Origin of the sequence: Cellulosimicrobium funkei (genome assembly GCF_001019615.1) — a bacterium.
Lineage (GTDB): Bacteria > Actinomycetota > Actinomycetes > Actinomycetales > Cellulomonadaceae > Cellulosimicrobium > Cellulosimicrobium cellulans_E.
The window spans coordinates 14,275-29,613 of sequence record NZ_JNBQ01000045.1 but is presented as its reverse complement, the minus strand read 5'-3'; the positions used below and the strand labels follow the sequence as shown (position 1 = coordinate 29,613).

At 74.8% G+C, this 15,339-nt stretch carries 10 protein-coding genes and 1 pseudogene; 5 read left to right on the top strand and 6 right to left on the bottom strand.

What is annotated here, in order from left to right:
- Nucleotides 1–499: pseudogene (locus tag FB00_RS22495) on the top strand (DUF1648 domain-containing protein); the annotation flags it as partial.
- 165 nt (nucleotides 500–664) lie between these two features.
- On the top strand, nucleotides 665–1,708 hold the full coding sequence (locus FB00_RS18885) for an LLM class F420-dependent oxidoreductase (protein WP_047234462.1): 1,044 nt from the start codon (nucleotides 665–667) through the stop codon (nucleotides 1,706–1,708).
- A 51-nt stretch (nucleotides 1,709–1,759) separates the two neighbouring features.
- Here FB00_RS18885 and FB00_RS18880 read toward each other — a convergent pair whose 3' ends face one another.
- Entirely contained in the window at nucleotides 1,760–2,176 is a 417-nt protein-coding gene (locus FB00_RS18880; protein ID WP_082141513.1) for an MGMT family protein, read from the bottom strand.
- Nucleotides 2,177–2,242: 66 nt separating this feature from the next.
- On the opposite strand from FB00_RS18880, the gene FB00_RS18875 reads away from it, so the two are divergent.
- Nucleotides 2,243–3,583 carry a GNAT family N-acetyltransferase gene (locus FB00_RS18875; RefSeq protein WP_047234461.1) on the top strand — a complete coding sequence of 447 codons (1,341 nt, stop codon included), beginning with the start codon at nucleotides 2,243–2,245 and terminating at the stop codon, nucleotides 3,581–3,583.
- Nucleotides 3,584–3,586: 3 nt separating this feature from the next.
- Here FB00_RS18875 and FB00_RS18870 read toward each other — a convergent pair whose 3' ends face one another.
- Nucleotides 3,587–4,618, bottom strand: coding sequence for an Fpg/Nei family DNA glycosylase (locus FB00_RS18870; RefSeq protein WP_047234460.1), 1,032 nt, complete (start codon nucleotides 4,616–4,618; stop codon nucleotides 3,587–3,589).
- Between the two features lies 1 nt (nucleotide 4,619).
- A complete protein-coding gene (locus FB00_RS18865) occupies nucleotides 4,620–5,081 on the bottom strand; it encodes a ribose-5-phosphate isomerase (RefSeq protein WP_047234459.1) in 462 nt (153 codons plus the stop codon).
- Between the two features lie 60 nt (nucleotides 5,082–5,141).
- Here FB00_RS18865 and FB00_RS18860 point away from each other — a divergent pair, with 60 nt between their 5' ends.
- Nucleotides 5,142–7,205: a M13 family metallopeptidase gene (locus FB00_RS18860; protein ID WP_082141512.1), complete on the top strand. Its 2,064-nt coding sequence runs from the start codon at nucleotides 5,142–5,144 to the stop codon at nucleotides 7,203–7,205.
- A gap of 103 nt (nucleotides 7,206–7,308) precedes the next feature.
- Here FB00_RS18860 and FB00_RS18855 read toward each other — a convergent pair whose 3' ends face one another.
- Nucleotides 7,309–8,481: a hypothetical protein gene (locus tag FB00_RS18855; protein WP_156186469.1), complete on the bottom strand. Its 1,173-nt coding sequence runs from the start codon at nucleotides 8,479–8,481 to the stop codon at nucleotides 7,309–7,311.
- Between the two features lie 165 nt (nucleotides 8,482–8,646).
- Nucleotides 8,647–9,291, bottom strand: coding sequence for a DsbA family protein (locus FB00_RS18845; RefSeq protein WP_269430027.1), 645 nt, complete (start codon nucleotides 9,289–9,291; stop codon nucleotides 8,647–8,649).
- A 235-nt stretch (nucleotides 9,292–9,526) separates the two neighbouring features.
- Between FB00_RS18845 and pepN the strand changes: the two genes are divergently transcribed.
- Nucleotides 9,527–12,106, top strand: a complete 2,580-nt coding sequence (pepN, locus tag FB00_RS18840; protein WP_047234456.1) for an aminopeptidase N — start codon at nucleotides 9,527–9,529, stop codon at nucleotides 12,104–12,106.
- 970 nt (nucleotides 12,107–13,076) lie between these two features.
- Here pepN and malQ read toward each other — a convergent pair.
- Nucleotides 13,077–15,260, bottom strand: a complete 2,184-nt coding sequence (gene malQ / locus FB00_RS18835; protein ID WP_047234455.1) for a 4-alpha-glucanotransferase — start codon at nucleotides 15,258–15,260, stop codon at nucleotides 13,077–13,079.
- Between the last annotated feature and the right edge of the window lie 79 nt (nucleotides 15,261–15,339).

Sequence of the window (15,339 nt, the reverse complement as noted above, 5' to 3'; positions counted from 1 at the left end):
GCCCGACGACGCGCCGCGGGTCTCGCTGCGCCCGGGCGAGCGCGCCGCGTGGGTCGGGCGCGCGAGCGGCGGGCCGATGGTGCTCGTCGCCATGGGCGCGATCGTCCTCACCACGGTCCTGGCGCTCGTCCTGCGCGAGTGGGCGCTCCTCCTCGTGCCCGTGGTCCTGGGGCTGCTGCTCGCCGCGATGATGTCGTGGGTCGTGCGCGTCGACGAGGGCGGGCTCTCGGTCCGGTCGACGCTCGGGTTCCCCCGCACGCGCGTCCCGACCGACGAGGTCGTGCGAGCCGACGTCGCCGACGTCTCGCCGATGCGCGACTTCGGCGGCTGGGGCTGGCGCGCCGGTCGGGACGGCGCCGTGGGCATCGTCGTGCGTGCCGGCGAGTCGCTGCGCGTCGAGCGCACGGGCGGCCGCGCGCTCGTGGTCACGGTCGACGACGCCGGGACCGCCGCGGCGCTCCTCAACACCCTCGCCGACCGAGCGCGCCGGATCGGCTAGTCTGGAGCCGGGCGGTACCCGAGACTCCGCGTACCGGATACCCCCTGCCCGGCGCGCGACCGGGTACCGCCCGCACCCCGACCCCGCGCACGACGCCCCGGCACGACGCCGGCGCCCGGTGCGCGGGCGCACCCGTACGACGACCCTCGACGAGGAGGAGCCCGCATGCGTCTCGGCATCCACACCGGCTACTGGTCCGCCGGTCCCCCGGACGGCATCGAGGACGCGATCGTCGCGGCGGACCGTCTCGGCGTCGACTCCGTGTGGACCGCGGAGGCCTACGGCTCCGACGCCTTCACGCCGCTCGCGTGGTGGGGCTCGCGCACGTCCCGGATCCGGCTCGGGACCGCCGTCGCGCAGCTCTCCGCCCGCACCCCGACCGCCACCGCGATGGCCGCGCTGACGATGGACCACCTCTCGGGCGGCCGGTTCGTCCTCGGGCTCGGCGTCTCGGGCCCGCAGGTCGTCGAGGGCTGGTACGGCCAGCCGTACGCCCGCCCGCTCGCCCGCACGCGCGAGTACGTGCAGGTCGTGCGCGACGTCCTGCGCCGCGAGGCACCCGTCACGTCGGCCGGTCCGCACTACCCGCTCCCCCTGCCCGACGGCACGGGCCTGGGCAAGCCGCTGCGCTCGACCGTGCACCCGCTGCGGGCGGACCTGCCGATCCACCTCGCCGCGGAGGGTCCCAAGAACATCGCGCTCGCGGCGGAGATCGCCGACGGGTGGCTCCCGCTCTTCTACTCGCCCCGCATGGACGCGACGTTCCGCGAGCTCCTCGCCGACGGCTTCGCGCGTCGTGCCTCGGAGCGCTCGCCCGAGTCCGCGTTCGAGGTGAGCGCGACCGTCCCCGTCGTCGTGCGCGAGCACGTCGAGCAGGCCGCGGACCAGGTGCGGCCCTTCCTCGCGCTGTACGTCGGCGGCATGGGGGCCAAGGGCGCGAACTTCCACCGGGACGCGCTCGACCGCCTCGGGTACGCCGAGGCGTGCGACGAGATCCAGGCGCACTACCTCGCCGGGCGCAAGGACCTCGCGGCCGCCGCCGTCCCGACGGCGATGGTCGAGGACGTCGCGCTCGTCGGGCCGCCGGAGAAGATCGCGCGGGACCTCGCCGCGTGGCGCGACACCGCCGTGACGACGCTCCTCGTCCAGGGCGACGCGACGGCCGTGCAGACGCTCGCCCCGCTCCTCGCGCCCCGACCCCCTCGCTGAGTGCCGGGCATCCGTCGTCCCGCGCTCGCTCGGACGACGGACGCCCCGCGCTCAACGGTCGGGGGTGTCGTCCTCGGGGAACCAGACCGCGCGGCGCAGGTCGACGCGGCGGCCGTCGCGCGACAGGGGGCACCCCTCGGCGCGCAGCTCCGTGAGCGCCGCGTCGAGGTGGTGCGCGGGCGGCGAGCCCGCCGCGTTGACCACGCGCCACCACGGGACCGGCGCACCGTCGTCGTCCACGCCGGACGACCCCGCGAGGACCTGCCCGACCTGGCGCGGGCCACCGCGGTGCAGCGTCTCGGCGACGATCTCCGCGACGAGCCCGTACGTCATGGCGCGCGCCGGCGGGATGCGCCGGACGAGCGCGAGGACGGCGCCCGCGTACTCGGCGGCGAGCGCCGTGCGGTCCGTGCCGGCGTCGCCGACCGGGGTCCGGTCCGCGGTCGAGCCTCCCGTGCGTCGTGCCATGGGTCCCGACCCTAGTCGCCGCATTTGTCCTGGCGCGACGCGTGCCGACCCAGGAGGATCGGGGCCATGAGCGACCACCGCCCCGCGCGCCTCCCCGACGGCTACGAGCTCGTCCCCCTCTCGGCGTCCGACCTCCGCGACGTGCTGGAGCTGGACACCACGACGTTCCCGTCCCCGGTCGAGGTCGACGAGCTCGTCGACCTCCCGTTCCCGCTCACGTGGGAGCGCACGCTCGGCGTGACGGTCGAGCACGAGGACGACGACGCGCCGCCCGTCGACGGCGCACGTCCCGTGCGTCGCGAGCTCGTCGGGATGCACGCCTCGTACCCGTTCGCGCGCTTCCCCGTCCCCGGGGCGACCGCCCCGGTCGCCGGCCTCACGTGGGTGGGCGTCCACCCCGGGCACCGCCGCCGCGGGGTCCTCTCGGCCATGATCGACACGCACCTCGCGCGGTGCCGCGAGCGCGGCGAGCCCGTGTCGGCGCTCTTCGCGGCGGAGGCGGCCATCTACGGGCGCTTCGGCTACGGCAAGGCCGCCGACGACGTCCGCCTCACCGTGCCGCGCGGCGCCGCGCTGCGCGACGTCCCCGGTGCCGAGCGCCACACCGTGCGCATCGAGCGGGCCGACCGCGAGCGCCACGGCGCGCTGGTCGCCGCGCTCCACGAGCGGGCGGGCGCCGACGCGACCGGCCAGGGCGCCGGGATCAACCGGCCCGGCTGGGCGACGCGCGAGACGCCCGAGCTCCAGGCGACGTTCTGGGACGACGCGAAGGTGTGGCGCAAGGACCGCGAGCCCACGCGCATCGCGATCGTCGAGCTCGACGGCGAGCCGCGCGGGTACGCACGGTTCCACCGCAAGCTCTCCTGGGAGGTCACCGGGCCGCGCGGGCCGGTGAGCACGGGCGAGGTCGTCGCGCTGGACGCCGCGGCGGCACGCGCGCTGTGGGGCGTCCTCACCGACCTCGACCTCACCCACGAGGTGACGCCCTTCATGCTGCCGGTCGACGACGTCGTCACGAGCCTCCTCGTGGACCCGCGCTCCGCGTCGCCGCGCCTCGCGGACAACCTCTGGGTGCGCGTCGTGGACGTGCCGGCCGCGCTCGCCGTGCGGCGCTACGCGGCGGACGTGGACGTCGTCCTGCACGTGACGGACGAGCGCCTGCCGCACAACGCGGGCCGCTGGCGGCTGCGTGCCGGGGCCTTCGGGGACGCGACGGTCGAGCGCACCGAGGACGCGGCGGACCTGTCGCTGGACGTGCGCGAGCTCGGCGCCGTCTACCTCGGCGGGACGTCGCTCGCGGCCCTCGGCGCCGCGGGTCTCGTCACCGAGCACTCCCCCGGCGCCCTCGCCCGTGCGGGCGCGGCGTTCGACTGGCCGGTCGCCCCGGTGTGCAGCTGGGTCTTCTGAGGCTCACGCCTGGCAGACGCCGCACCAGTAGAGGTTCCGGCCGGCGAGCTCCTTGAGCAGCACGGGCGTGCCGCACACGCGGCACGGCAGCCCGTCGCGGTGGTAGACGTAGAACGCCTCGTCCGCGGGGACCGCGTCGGGCGCGTCGTCGGTGTTCTGCCGCACGCGGCGGCGCCCGGACGGCGCCTCGACGACGTCGGCCGTGGGGCCTGCGGCGTCCCGGTCCTCGGGTCGGGTCGTGACGATCGCTCCCGTCCGGGTGCCGTCGCGCATGAGGACGACGAGGTCGTCCCACAGGGCGCGCAGGTCCTCGGCGGGCACGTCACGACCGGGGCGCATCGGGTCGAGCCGCGCGCGGAACAGGGACTCCGCGCGGTAGATGTTGCCGACGCCGGCGACGACGTCCTGGTTCATGAGGAGCAGCCCGACGGCGCTGCGCGAGCGCCGCACGGCGGCGACGAACTCCTCGCGCGGGTCGCCCTCGCCAGCCGCGGCGTCGCGGATCGGGTCGGGCCCGAGCCGGTCCTCGACCGCCCGCTTCTCCTCCCCCGTGACCACCTCGCACGCCGTCGGCCCGGTGAGGTCGGCGACGGCGTGCGCCCCCACGAGCCGCACGCGCACCGCGCCACGGGGCGGCGGGGGCGACCACGCGTCGTCGGGACCGGGCTCAGGCGCACCCGGCCCCGCCGGGACCGTCTCGCGCTCCCCGATGCGGCGCCGCGGGGCACCGATCGCGTGCACGACGGCGGTGCTGCCGTCGCCCGCGAACGTCCAGGCGCCGTAGAGGCCGAGGTGGACGCGGAGCCAGCGCACGTCGTCGGGTCGCCCGGCGGTCCCCTGACCGAGGAGCGTCGGGTCGGCGAACCCGAGGAAGAGCTGCTTGCCCCACGCCTCGCTCGCGACGAGGACCTGTCCGTCGAGCACGGCCGCGCCCGCGGCGAACCGGCCCTGCGGGCTGCTCACCGCGAGCGTCTCACCCGTGAAGAGCTCGCCGAACGCGCGCGCGAGCCGGTGGACGGTGTGCCCCTCGGGCACGTCAGGCGGAGGTGCCGCGCGTCGCCTCGTACGCCGCGAGCTGGTCGATCCGGCGCTGGTGGCGCGGGTCGCCGCTGAACGGCTCGGCGAGGAACGCGTCGACGAGCTCGACGGCCTCGTCGACCGAGTGCTGGCGCGCACCCACCGCGACGACGTTCGCGTCGTTGTGCTGGCGGCCGAGGCGTGCGGTCTCGAGGTTCCACGCGAGCGCGGCCCGCACCCCGACGACCTTGTTGGCCGCGATCTGCTCCCCGTTGCCCGACCCGCCGATCACGACGCCGAGCGAGCCCGGCTCGGCGGCGACCGCCTCGCCCGCCGCGAAGCAGAACGACGGGTAGTCGTCCTGCGCGTCGTAGGTGTGGGCCCCGTGGTCGACGACGTCGTGCCCCGCGGCCTCGAGGTGCTCGACGAGATGGGTCTTGAGCTCGTAGCCGGCGTGGTCCGCGGCGAGGTGAACGCGCATGGGCCCATCATGCCCCAGCGAGGCACCGGGACGTCGGGGGGAGGCCGTAGCCTGAGACGCATGACACAGACCTCCCCGACGTCCACGCCCGCGTCCTCGTCCGGCACGACCGGCACCGTCGGCACCGAGCGGTCCGGCATCGACCTGGACGCGCTGGACCCCGCCGTCCGGCCGCAGGACGACCTGTACCGCCACGTCAACGGGCGCTGGCTCGCGACGCACGAGATCCCCGCCGACCGCGCCATGGACGGCGCGTTCCGCGCGCTGCACGACCAGGCCGAGGTCCACGTGCGCGAGATCATCACGGACCTCGGCGAGCAGGTGGCGTCGGGAGCCGAGGACGTCGGCGCCGACGCGGCGAAGGTCGGCGCGCTCTACGCGAGCTTCATGGACACCGACCGGATCGAGGCGCTCGGCACCACCCCGCTCCAGACCGACCTCGCGCTGATCGCGGCCGCGACGACGCAGGCCGAGCTCACCGGCACGCTCGGCGCGCTCCAGCGCACCGGGGGCGCGGGCGCCGTCGGCTTCTGGGTGGACAACGACGCAAAGGACCCCGAGCGGTACGTCGCCTACCTCTTCCAGTCCGGGCTCGGGCTGCCCGACGAGGCGTACTACCGGGAGGACCAGTACGCGCCGGTGCGCGAGAAGTACGTGCCGCACGTCGCGCGCATGCTCGCCCTCGCGGGCGTCACGGCCGAGACGTGGGGCGCGACGCCCGAGGACGCGGCCGCCCGCATCCTGACGCTCGAGACCCGGCTCGCGGCGAAGCACTGGGACGTCGTGCGCGACCGCGACGCCGACCTCACGTACAACCCCCGCACGCTCGCCGCCCTCGCCGACGAGGCGCCCGGGTTCGACTGGCGCGCCTGGGTCCTCGCGCTCGGCGCCCCGCAGGGCTCGCTGGACGACGTCGTCGTGCGCGAGCCGGACTTCGCGGCCGGCTTCGCCGAGCTGTGGGCGAGCGAGCCGCTCGAGGACTGGAAGCTCTGGATGGTGTACCACCTGGTCACCGCCCGCGCGCCGTACCTCACGGACGAGGTCGTCGAGGCCAACTTCGACTTCTACGGGCGCACGCTGTCGGGCGCGCAGGAGGTGCGCGAGCGCTGGAAGCGCGGCGTCTCCGTCGTCGAGGGTGCGCTCGGTGAGGCCGTGGGCGCGCAGTACGTGGCCCGGCACTTCCCGCCCGCGCACAAGGCGCGCATGGAGGAGCTCGTCGCCTACCTCGTCGCCGCGTACCGCGAGTCGATCACCACGCTCGAGTGGATGACGGAGGAGACCAAGGAGAAGGCGCTCGCCAAGCTCGAGGCCTTCACCCCCAAGATCGGCTACCCGGTGAAGTGGCGCGACTACTCCGCGCTCGTCGTCGAGGCGGACGACCTCGTCGGCAACGTCCGCCGCGCCCACGCGTTCGAGCAGGACCGCGAGCTCGGCAAGATCGGCAAGCCGCTGGACCGCGACGAGTGGTTCATGACGCCGCAGACCGTCAACGCGTACTACAACCCCGGCATGAACGAGATCGTCTTCCCCGCGGCGATCCTCCAGCCCCCGTTCTTCGACCCCGAGGCCGAGGACGCGGTGAACTACGGCGGCATCGGCGCCGTGATCGGGCACGAGATCGGGCACGGCTTCGACGACCAGGGCTCCAAGTACGACGGCGCCGGGCGGCTCGAGGACTGGTGGACGACGACGGACCGCGAGGAGTTCGAGAAGCGCACCAAGGCGCTCATCGCCCAGTACGACGCCTTCCGTCCCGCCCAGCTCGGCGAGGACGGGCCGCACGTCAACGGCGCGCTGACGATCGGCGAGAACATCGGCGACCTCGGCGGCCTGTCGATCGCGCTCAAGGCCTACCGGATCGCGCTCGGCCGCCCGCTCGACGAGGCGCCCGTCGTCGACGGGCTCACGGGGATCGAGCGCGTGTTCCTCGGCTGGGCGCAGGTCTGGCAGTCCAAGGGCCGGGACGAGGAGGTCGTGCGCCGCATCGCGACCGACCCGCACTCCCCCAACGAGTTCCGCTGCAACGGCGTGGTCCGCAACGTCGACGAGTTCTACGCGGCCTACGACGTGCAGCCGGGCGACGCGCTGTACCTCGCCCCCGAGGAGCGCGTGCGCATCTGGTGACGTGAGGGAGCACGAAGGGCCCGCGGCGGTTCACCCGCCGCGGGCCCTTCGTGCGTGCCGGGACCGTCCGGTCTCTCGCTCGCTCGGAGCCGGTCTCGGCGGCTCAGAGCGTCCGGATGCCGGCGCGGGCGATCGTGAACCCCTTGCCCGTCGCGTCGTCGCGGCACGTCATGCCTGTCTCCGCGCTGTCGCACGTGAACGGGCCGACCGTCTTGGACGTCCCGTAGTCCAGGACCGCGGTGCCACCCGGAGCGGGCTGCGGCTGCTCGGCCGCCGGGACGCAGGGCTGCTCCACGCTGCCGTCGGCGCCGAGGACGACCTTGTAGCCGACCGTGCCGTCGCAGCCCGCCACGGGCGCCGGCTGGGTGCCGAGCTGGGCGATCACGCACGTCGCACTGAGATCGGTGACCTCGCACGTGATGTTGAGGGACTCCGACGCGAACGTCTCGGCCACGGTGGGCTCGGCGGGCGGCGCCTCCTCGGTCCCCTCCGTGGCGGTCGCGGAAGGGGGCGGGGTCGCTCCGCCCGCGGGATCGTCGTCGCCTCCGCCCCCGAGCAGCGAGATCGCGAAGACGATCGCGCCGATGACCAGCAGCGCGTCGACCACGATGAACGCGATCCACCCGGGGCTCAGCCGGTCCGACCGGCGGCCACCGCCGCCGTTGCTCCCGCCGCGCCCGGCGGGCGGTCGGGGCGTCGCGCCCGAGGAGCCCGCGCCGGCCGCCGCGCCGGGCGACGCCGCGGACGCCGCCACCGAGGCCGGCGGGTGGTAGGCAGGCTGCGGCTGCTGGGGCGCGGCCGAGGCGTAGCCCGCCGGCACCCCGGGGTCGTACGACGGAGCGCCGTACGCGCTCGTCGGCGCGTAGCCGGTCGGCGCGGCGTCCGCGTAGACCGGTCGGCTCGCTGCGGTCCCGACGGGAGCGGCGACACCGAACCCGTTCTGCTCGGTCGCGTAGCGCACCCGCTGCGGGGGCACCGGGGCGGGCACCGCGGGCTGGGCCGCGGTCGGGAGCTCCGTGATCGGCGTGACGTGCTGGACGGTCGTCGGCTGGAACGACGACGCGACGACGGTCGGCTGCCCGTCCGCGGGCGTGGCGCGGGGCGCCTGGGTCGTCGGCCCGCTCGTGGGCGCGAACGACGGCGGGACGACCGCCGCGGCGCTCGTCACCGGGCCGGCGAACGCCTGGGTCGGCTGGGCGTCGTCCCTCCCGACCGCGCGCCCCGGCACGCCGCCAGGGGGCGGCGGCGGTGGTGGCACGGGTGCGTTCGGGGACATGCGGCTCCTCGCGGGCTCCTCGTCGGACTCACCCGGCACGACCGGGCGGCGGGCGCTCCTGACACCGCCCGCAACCTGACGAAGCATGGCACGAGGCACCCGTGCGGGTCGAACCCCGCCGACGGCCGGACGGTCCCGTCGGCGGGGTTCCCGAGCCTGACCGGGTCAGTCGAAGACCGGGCCCTGGGTCCGCGTGCGCTTGATCTCGAAGAAGCCGGGGGTGCTGGCGACGAGCACGCACCCGTCCCACAGCCGACCTGCGGCCTCGCCCTTCGGGGCGGGCGTCACGACCGGGCCGAAGAACGCGGTGTCGCCGAACGCGACGACCGGGGTGCCGACGTCCTCGCCGACGCGCCCGATCCCCTCGGCGTGCGACGCGCGGAGCTGCTCGTCGTAGGCGTCGGAGCTCGCGGCCTCCGCGAGCGACGCGGGCAGGCCCACCTCCGCGAGCGCCTCGAGCAGCACCGCGTCGTAGTCCGTGCGGCCGCCCGGGTGCAGGCGCGTCCCGATCGCGTCGTAGAGCGGCTTGACGACCTCCTCGCCGTGCTCGACGCGCGCGGCGGTGACCACGCGCACCGGGCCCCACGCCTTCTCCATGAGCTCGCGGTACTCCTCCGGCAGGTCCCGACCCTCGTTGAGCACGGCGAGGCTCATGACGTGCCAGCGGACGGTGACGTCGCGCACCTGCTCGACCTCGCCCATCCAGCGGCTCGTCATCCACGCCCACGGGCACACGGGGTCGAACCAGAAGTCGGCGACGCGCACGGCGTCCTCGGTCGCGGTGGTGTCGGACGTCGCGGTGAGGGTCACGGGACGGGTCTCCTTCGTCGTGGGCGGCGCCCGGTGGACCCGGGTCGCCGGAGTGGCAGGGCGGCGCGCGCGGACGGCCGACGGCGTCGCCCACCCAGTCTCGACACCGGGCGGGCGCAGCGTATTCCCGGACGGTAATCCCGGGGGCGGGCGCGGGCACCCGTGGGATGATCGTCCGTGGCCCACAGGCCGCCGTCGAGGCCGCCCGGCCCGACCCCGAGACCGAGGAGATGCAGTGCCCGGAGAGAACCTCACCCGCGCCGAGGCGAGCGAGCGCGCGGCGATCGTCGACGTCCAGTCCTACGAGGTCGACCTCGACCTCACGACGGGGGCGACGACGTTCGCGTCGACGACCGTGGTGCGGTTCACCGCGACCGAGGGGGCGAGCACCTTCGTCGACCTCGTCGCCCCGACGGTGCGCGAGGTCGTGCTCAACGGGCGCTCCCTCGACCCGGCGGAGGTCTTCGCGGACTCGCGGATCACGCTCGAGGGCCTGGCGGCCGACAACGAGCTCCGCGTCGTCGCCGACTGCGCGTACACGAACACCGGCGAGGGCCTGCACCGGTTCGTCGACCCGGTCGACGGCGAGGTCTACCTCTACACCCAGTTCGAGGTGCCGGACTCACGCCGCGTGTTCGCCGTCTTCGAGCAGCCCGACCTCAAGGCGACGTTCGCGTTCACCGTCACGGCCCCCGCGGCGTGGCAGGTCGTGAGCAACCAGCCGACGCCGGCGCCCGAGGCGCTCGGCGCGAAGGCCGACCCGACCGGTACCGGCGCCGGCGACGTGGAGGTCGCGCGCTGGGCGTTCGAGCCCACGCCGCGCATCTCGTCGTACATCACCGCGCTCGTCGCGGGCCCGTACGTCGTGGAGCGCAGCGAGCTCACGTCGTCCGACGGCCGCACGATCCCGCTCGGGGTCTTCTGCCGCGCGTCGCTCGCGGACCACATGGACGCCGACTACGTCTTCGACAAGACGCGTGAGGGCTTCGCGTTCTTCGAGTCCGCGTTCGAGCACCCGTACCCGTTCGACAAGTACGACCAGCTCTTCGTGCCCGAGTACAACATGGGCGCGATGGAGAACGCCGGGTGCGTGACGTTCACCGAGACCTACGTCTTCCGCTCCAAGGTCACCGACGCCGTCAAGGAGCGCCGCGTCGTGACGATCCTCCACGAGCTCGCGCACATGTGGTTCGGCGACCTCGTGACCATGAAGTGGTGGAACGACCTGTGGCTCAACGAGTCGTTCGCGGAGTACGCCTCCACCCTCGCGACCGCCGAGGCCACCGAGTGGCACGAGGCCTGGACGACGTTCGCCGCGATGGAGAAGTCGTGGGCGTACCGCCAGGACCAGCTTCCCTCGACGCACCCGATCGTCGCGACGATCAACGACCTCGAGGACGTCTTCGTCAACTTCGACGGCATCACGTACGCCAAGGGCGCGTCCGTGCTCAAGCAGCTCGTCGCGTGGGTCGGCAAGGAGCAGTTCCTCGCGGGCGTCGCCGCGTACTTCCGCAAGCACGCCTGGGGCAACACCGAGCTGCGCGACCTGCTCGTCGAGCTCGAGGCGACGAGCGGCCGCGACCTCACGCAGTGGTCCGCGCTGTGGCTCGAGACGGCCGGCGTGAACACGCTGCGCCCCGAGTTCGAGCTCGACGCGCACGGGCGCTTCACGACCTTCGCCGTCCTGCAGTCCGCTGCCGCGGACCACCCGACGCTGCGTCCCCACCGTCTCGGCATCGGCCTCTACGACCTCGTGGACGGCGTCCTCACCCGAGTCCACCGCGTCGAGGTCGACGTCGACGGCGCCCGCACCGAGATCCCCGAGCTCCTCGGGCTCGACCGCCCGCAGCTCGTCCTGCTCAACGACGACGACCTCGCCTACGCGAAGATCCGCCTCGACGACGCGTCGCTCCAGGTGGCCACCGAGCACCTCGCCGACCTGGCGGACCCGCTGGCCCGCTCGCTCGTCTGGGGTTCCGCGTGGGACGCGACGCGCGACGGCGAGACGCCGGCCGGCGACTACGTGCAGCTCGTGCTCGGCAACATCGCGCGCGAGACCGAGTCGACGACGATCCGCACGACGCTCAACCAGCTCGCGCTCGCCGCGAAGACGTACGTCGCGCCCGAGCGCCGGGACGAGACCCTCGCGCACGTCGGAGACGTGCTCTGGTCGCTCGCGCAGGACGCCGCGCCCGCGTCCGACCTGCAGTTCCAGCTGGTCAAGTTCTTCGCGCACCTCGCCTCCACCCCCGCGCACGGCGAGGCGCTGCGGTCGCTGCTCGACGGGTCGGCCGCCCTCGACGGGCTCGAGATCGACACCGACCTGCGCTGGGAGATCCTCGAGGGCCTGGTCCTGCTCGACCTCGCGGACGACGCCGAGATCGAGGCGACCCTCGCCGCCGACTCGACGGCGACCGGCCAGCAGTCCGCCGCCCGCGCCCGTGCGACGGTGCCCACCGCCGAGGCCAAGCGCGCGGCGTTCGACCGCCTCGTCGGCTCGGACGACGCGCCCAACGCGATCGTCCGCGCCACGACGCTCGGCTTCCAGCACGTCAACGACCCCGAGTCTCTCGCGCCCCTCGTAGGCGCGTACTTCGACGCGCTGCTGCCGCTGTGGGACCAGCGGTCGTACCACATCGCCGAGGCGCTGGTCACCGGGCTCTACCCGGCGCCGCTCGCGAGCACCGTCCTGCGCGACGCGACCCAGGAGTGGCTCGACGCGAACGCCGACGCCGCCCCCGCGCTGCGTCGCCTCGTCGTCGAGAACCTCGCGGGCGTCGAGCGCGCCCTCGCCGCCCAGGCCGCCGACGCCTGACCTCACCCGCCCGAGGCGCCGGGGCCGCTCCCACGACGGAGCGGCCCGGCGCTCCCCACTGCGTCTCGAACCCGGGGGCCGGGGTCCACGACTCGCGGTCGACCTCGAGCCCGCGAGGTCGGCCCCGCGACGGGGCGCGTCCCGTCCCTCCGCTCGCCGAGGTACAACCGTGGTCGGCCCAGCGAGAACCCCGCCCGCCGAGGTAGAACGCGGGTCCGCCGAAGCAGAGTTGCAGTCCGTCGAAGCAGAACCGTGGTCGTGCGCGACGGCGCTCGCTCGCCTGTCGCGGTCGGGTCGTCAACGGCAGCCGGCCCCCAGGGCGGCGTCGAGCTCGAGACGTCGCGGTCGACCAGGTGACCCGGCCGGTCACCCAGGCGCGCTGAAGGCCGGACCGGAGACTGTGGACGTGTCACGTACGTGGCATGGCCGCGTACGGCACCGAACCAGGATGCGCGTAAACCGTCTGCCCGCGCGGGGCTGCGCGCGACCACGCGCCTTCTCTTGCCGAGCCGTGTGACTACGGCTCGTCGGACGGTCGGGAAGGGCGACAACCACATGATCGGCGGAGCACGACGTTCGGCCCGTCACGACGACGCGCCCAGGCACGGAACAATGCTGTGCCGCGAAAGCCAGACGCATGACGCACGACGCACGACGCACGACGCATCCCACCAGGCGGGCGGTCGCCGAGGCGGGCAAAGACCAGGGTGAGACGACGCCGGGCGGGGTGGGTGGTGGTGCCGCGTCGTGGCGGGCCTGGCGGGAGCCGCGAGGAACGAGCGGCGGATGGTAGACGCGGCACCACCACCCACCCCGCCCACCCAGGGCGACCACACGCCGTCGAGCAGGATGACCACGGCTCTACCTCACCGAACCAGGGTTCTACCTCAGCCCACCACGGTTCTCCCTCGGCGACCCAGGGCTCTCCCTCGGGTGAAGGGGTTCGACTGGGCGGACGTCCCTCGGCGCGTCAGAGGGCGTCGTTCATGGCCTTCGCGAGGGAGCGCAGGCGGGCGGAGTCGAAGAGGTCCTCCAGGAGGACGACGTTGCCCGACGAGTCGCCGAGGGGCACCTTCCAGTTGGGGTACTCCTGGTCCGTTCCGGGCTGGTTCTGGGAGCGGCGCTCCCCCACGGCGTCGGCGAGCGAGACGCCGAGCAGGACGGCGGGCGTGGCGCGGACCAGGCGGTGCAGGGCCTCGACGAGCTCGCGCTCGGACGGGTCGTCGCCGACGAGCCCCCGCTCGCGCAGGAACGCGACCATGGCGTCGCGCTCGGCACGGGCGGCGCGACGCACGTCGGCGACATCCTCGGTGAGGACGCCGAGCCGGTCGCGCAGCTCGACGTGCTCGCCCGCGAGGTAGCCGGCGGACGGCGGCAGGTCGTGGGTCGTGACGGTGGCGAGCGCGAGCCGGCGGTAGTCCTCCGGGGGCAGCGGCGAGCCGTCGCCCGCCTTCTCGAACCAGAGCACGGACGTCCCGAGCACGCCGCGGTCGGCGAGGTAGTCGCGCACCCAGGGCTCGAACACGCCGAGGTCCTCCCCGATGACGATCGCCCCGGCGCGGTGGGCCTCGAGGCACAGGATGCCGATGAGGGCCTCGTGGTCGTAGCGGACGTAGGCGCCGGCGTCGGCGCGCGCCCCCCCAGGGATCCACCACAGGCGGAAGAGCCCGATGACGTGGTCGATGCGGATCGCGCCCGCGTGCCGCAGGACGGTGCGCAGCATGTCGCGGTAGGGCGCGTACCCGGCGCGCGCGAGGGCGCGCGGGTGCCACGGCGGCTGGGACCAGTTCTGTCCCTGCTGGTTGTACATGTCCGGCGGCGCGCCGACGGAGACGCCGGTCGCGAGCACGCCGCGGTGCGCCCACACGTCGGCGCCCTCGGGGTGCACGCCGACCGCGAGGTCGTGCATGATCCCGACGGACATGCCCGCCTCGCGCGCGGTGCGCTGGGCGGCCCGGAGCTGCTCGTCGGCGACCCACTGGAGCCAGCAGTAGAACTCGACCCGGTCGGCGAGCTGGTCGCGCAGCGCGGCGACGGTCGGCCCGTGCGGGTCGTACGCGCCGGGCGGCCAGTCGCGGTCGCCGTAGTGGTCGGCGAGCGCGCACCAGGTCGCGAAGTCCTCGAGCCCACGTCCCTGCTCGGCGCGGAACGCGTCGAGCGACGCCTGGCGCGCGGTCGACCGAGGAGCCGCGAAGACGACCTCGAGCGCGGCCTTCTTGGCGTCCCAGGCGGCGTCGCGGTCGATCGGTCCGGGGTCGGTGTCGAGGTCGCGCACCGGGTCGAACGCCCACTCGACGAGCGAGCGGTCCGCGGCCGACAGGTAGCCCGTCTCCCGGATGTCCTCGACCCGGACGTAGAGCGGGTTGACGAAGCGCCGGCTCGTCGGCAGGTAGGGCGACGGCGTCATCGGCGTGCGCGGCTCGGCGGCGTGCAGCGGGTTGACGAGCACGAAGTCGGCCCCGGCCTCGCGCGCGGACAGCCAGGCGAGGTCGGCGAGGTCGGAGAGGTCGCCGACACCCCACGAGGCGCGCGAGCGCACCGAGTAGAGCTGGGCCATGAAGCCCCACGCGCGGCGCTCGACGACCGCGGCGGGGAGCTCGAGGCGCTGCGGCGTCACGACGAGCGTCGCGCGGGCCTGCGTCCCGTCGCTCTCGGCGTGCAGGTCGTGCCACCCGAGGGGCAGGTCGGCGGGCACCTCGAACGTCGCGCGCCCCACGCGCCGGCCGTCGACCGTGCGCGGCTCGACGAACACGTCGAGCTGGCCCAGGTCGCGGCGCTCGCGCGCGGCCCGTGCCGCGTGCTGCCCGGTCGGCTGGCCACCGTGGCGCGACGGCTCGGCCTCGAGCTCGACCCACACCTCGACGGCGGACCCGTCGGCGACGTGCACGGGGAGCGGGACGGCGTCGCCCTGCCGCACGACGACGGTCGGCGGCAGCATCTGGCGCCACGCGTCGTCGCGCGAGTGCTCGAGGCTCACCGCCACCTTCTCGGGCGACGAGGCCGGGACACCGAGGGCCTCGAGCACGGCGACGAGCGTCGAGGCGCGGACCTGGCGGCGCGTCCCGTCGAAGTCCCAGAAGTCGGACGCGACGCCGTGGGCGTCGGCCAGCTGCACCAACGGCTCGGGCAGGTCCGTCTGCGGGGGTTCGCTCACGCCTGCATCCTGCCAGAACGCGGGCCCGCGAGCAGCGCGTTCGCCCGGCGCGCCCAGGGACCGCCCACCTCGCCCGGGT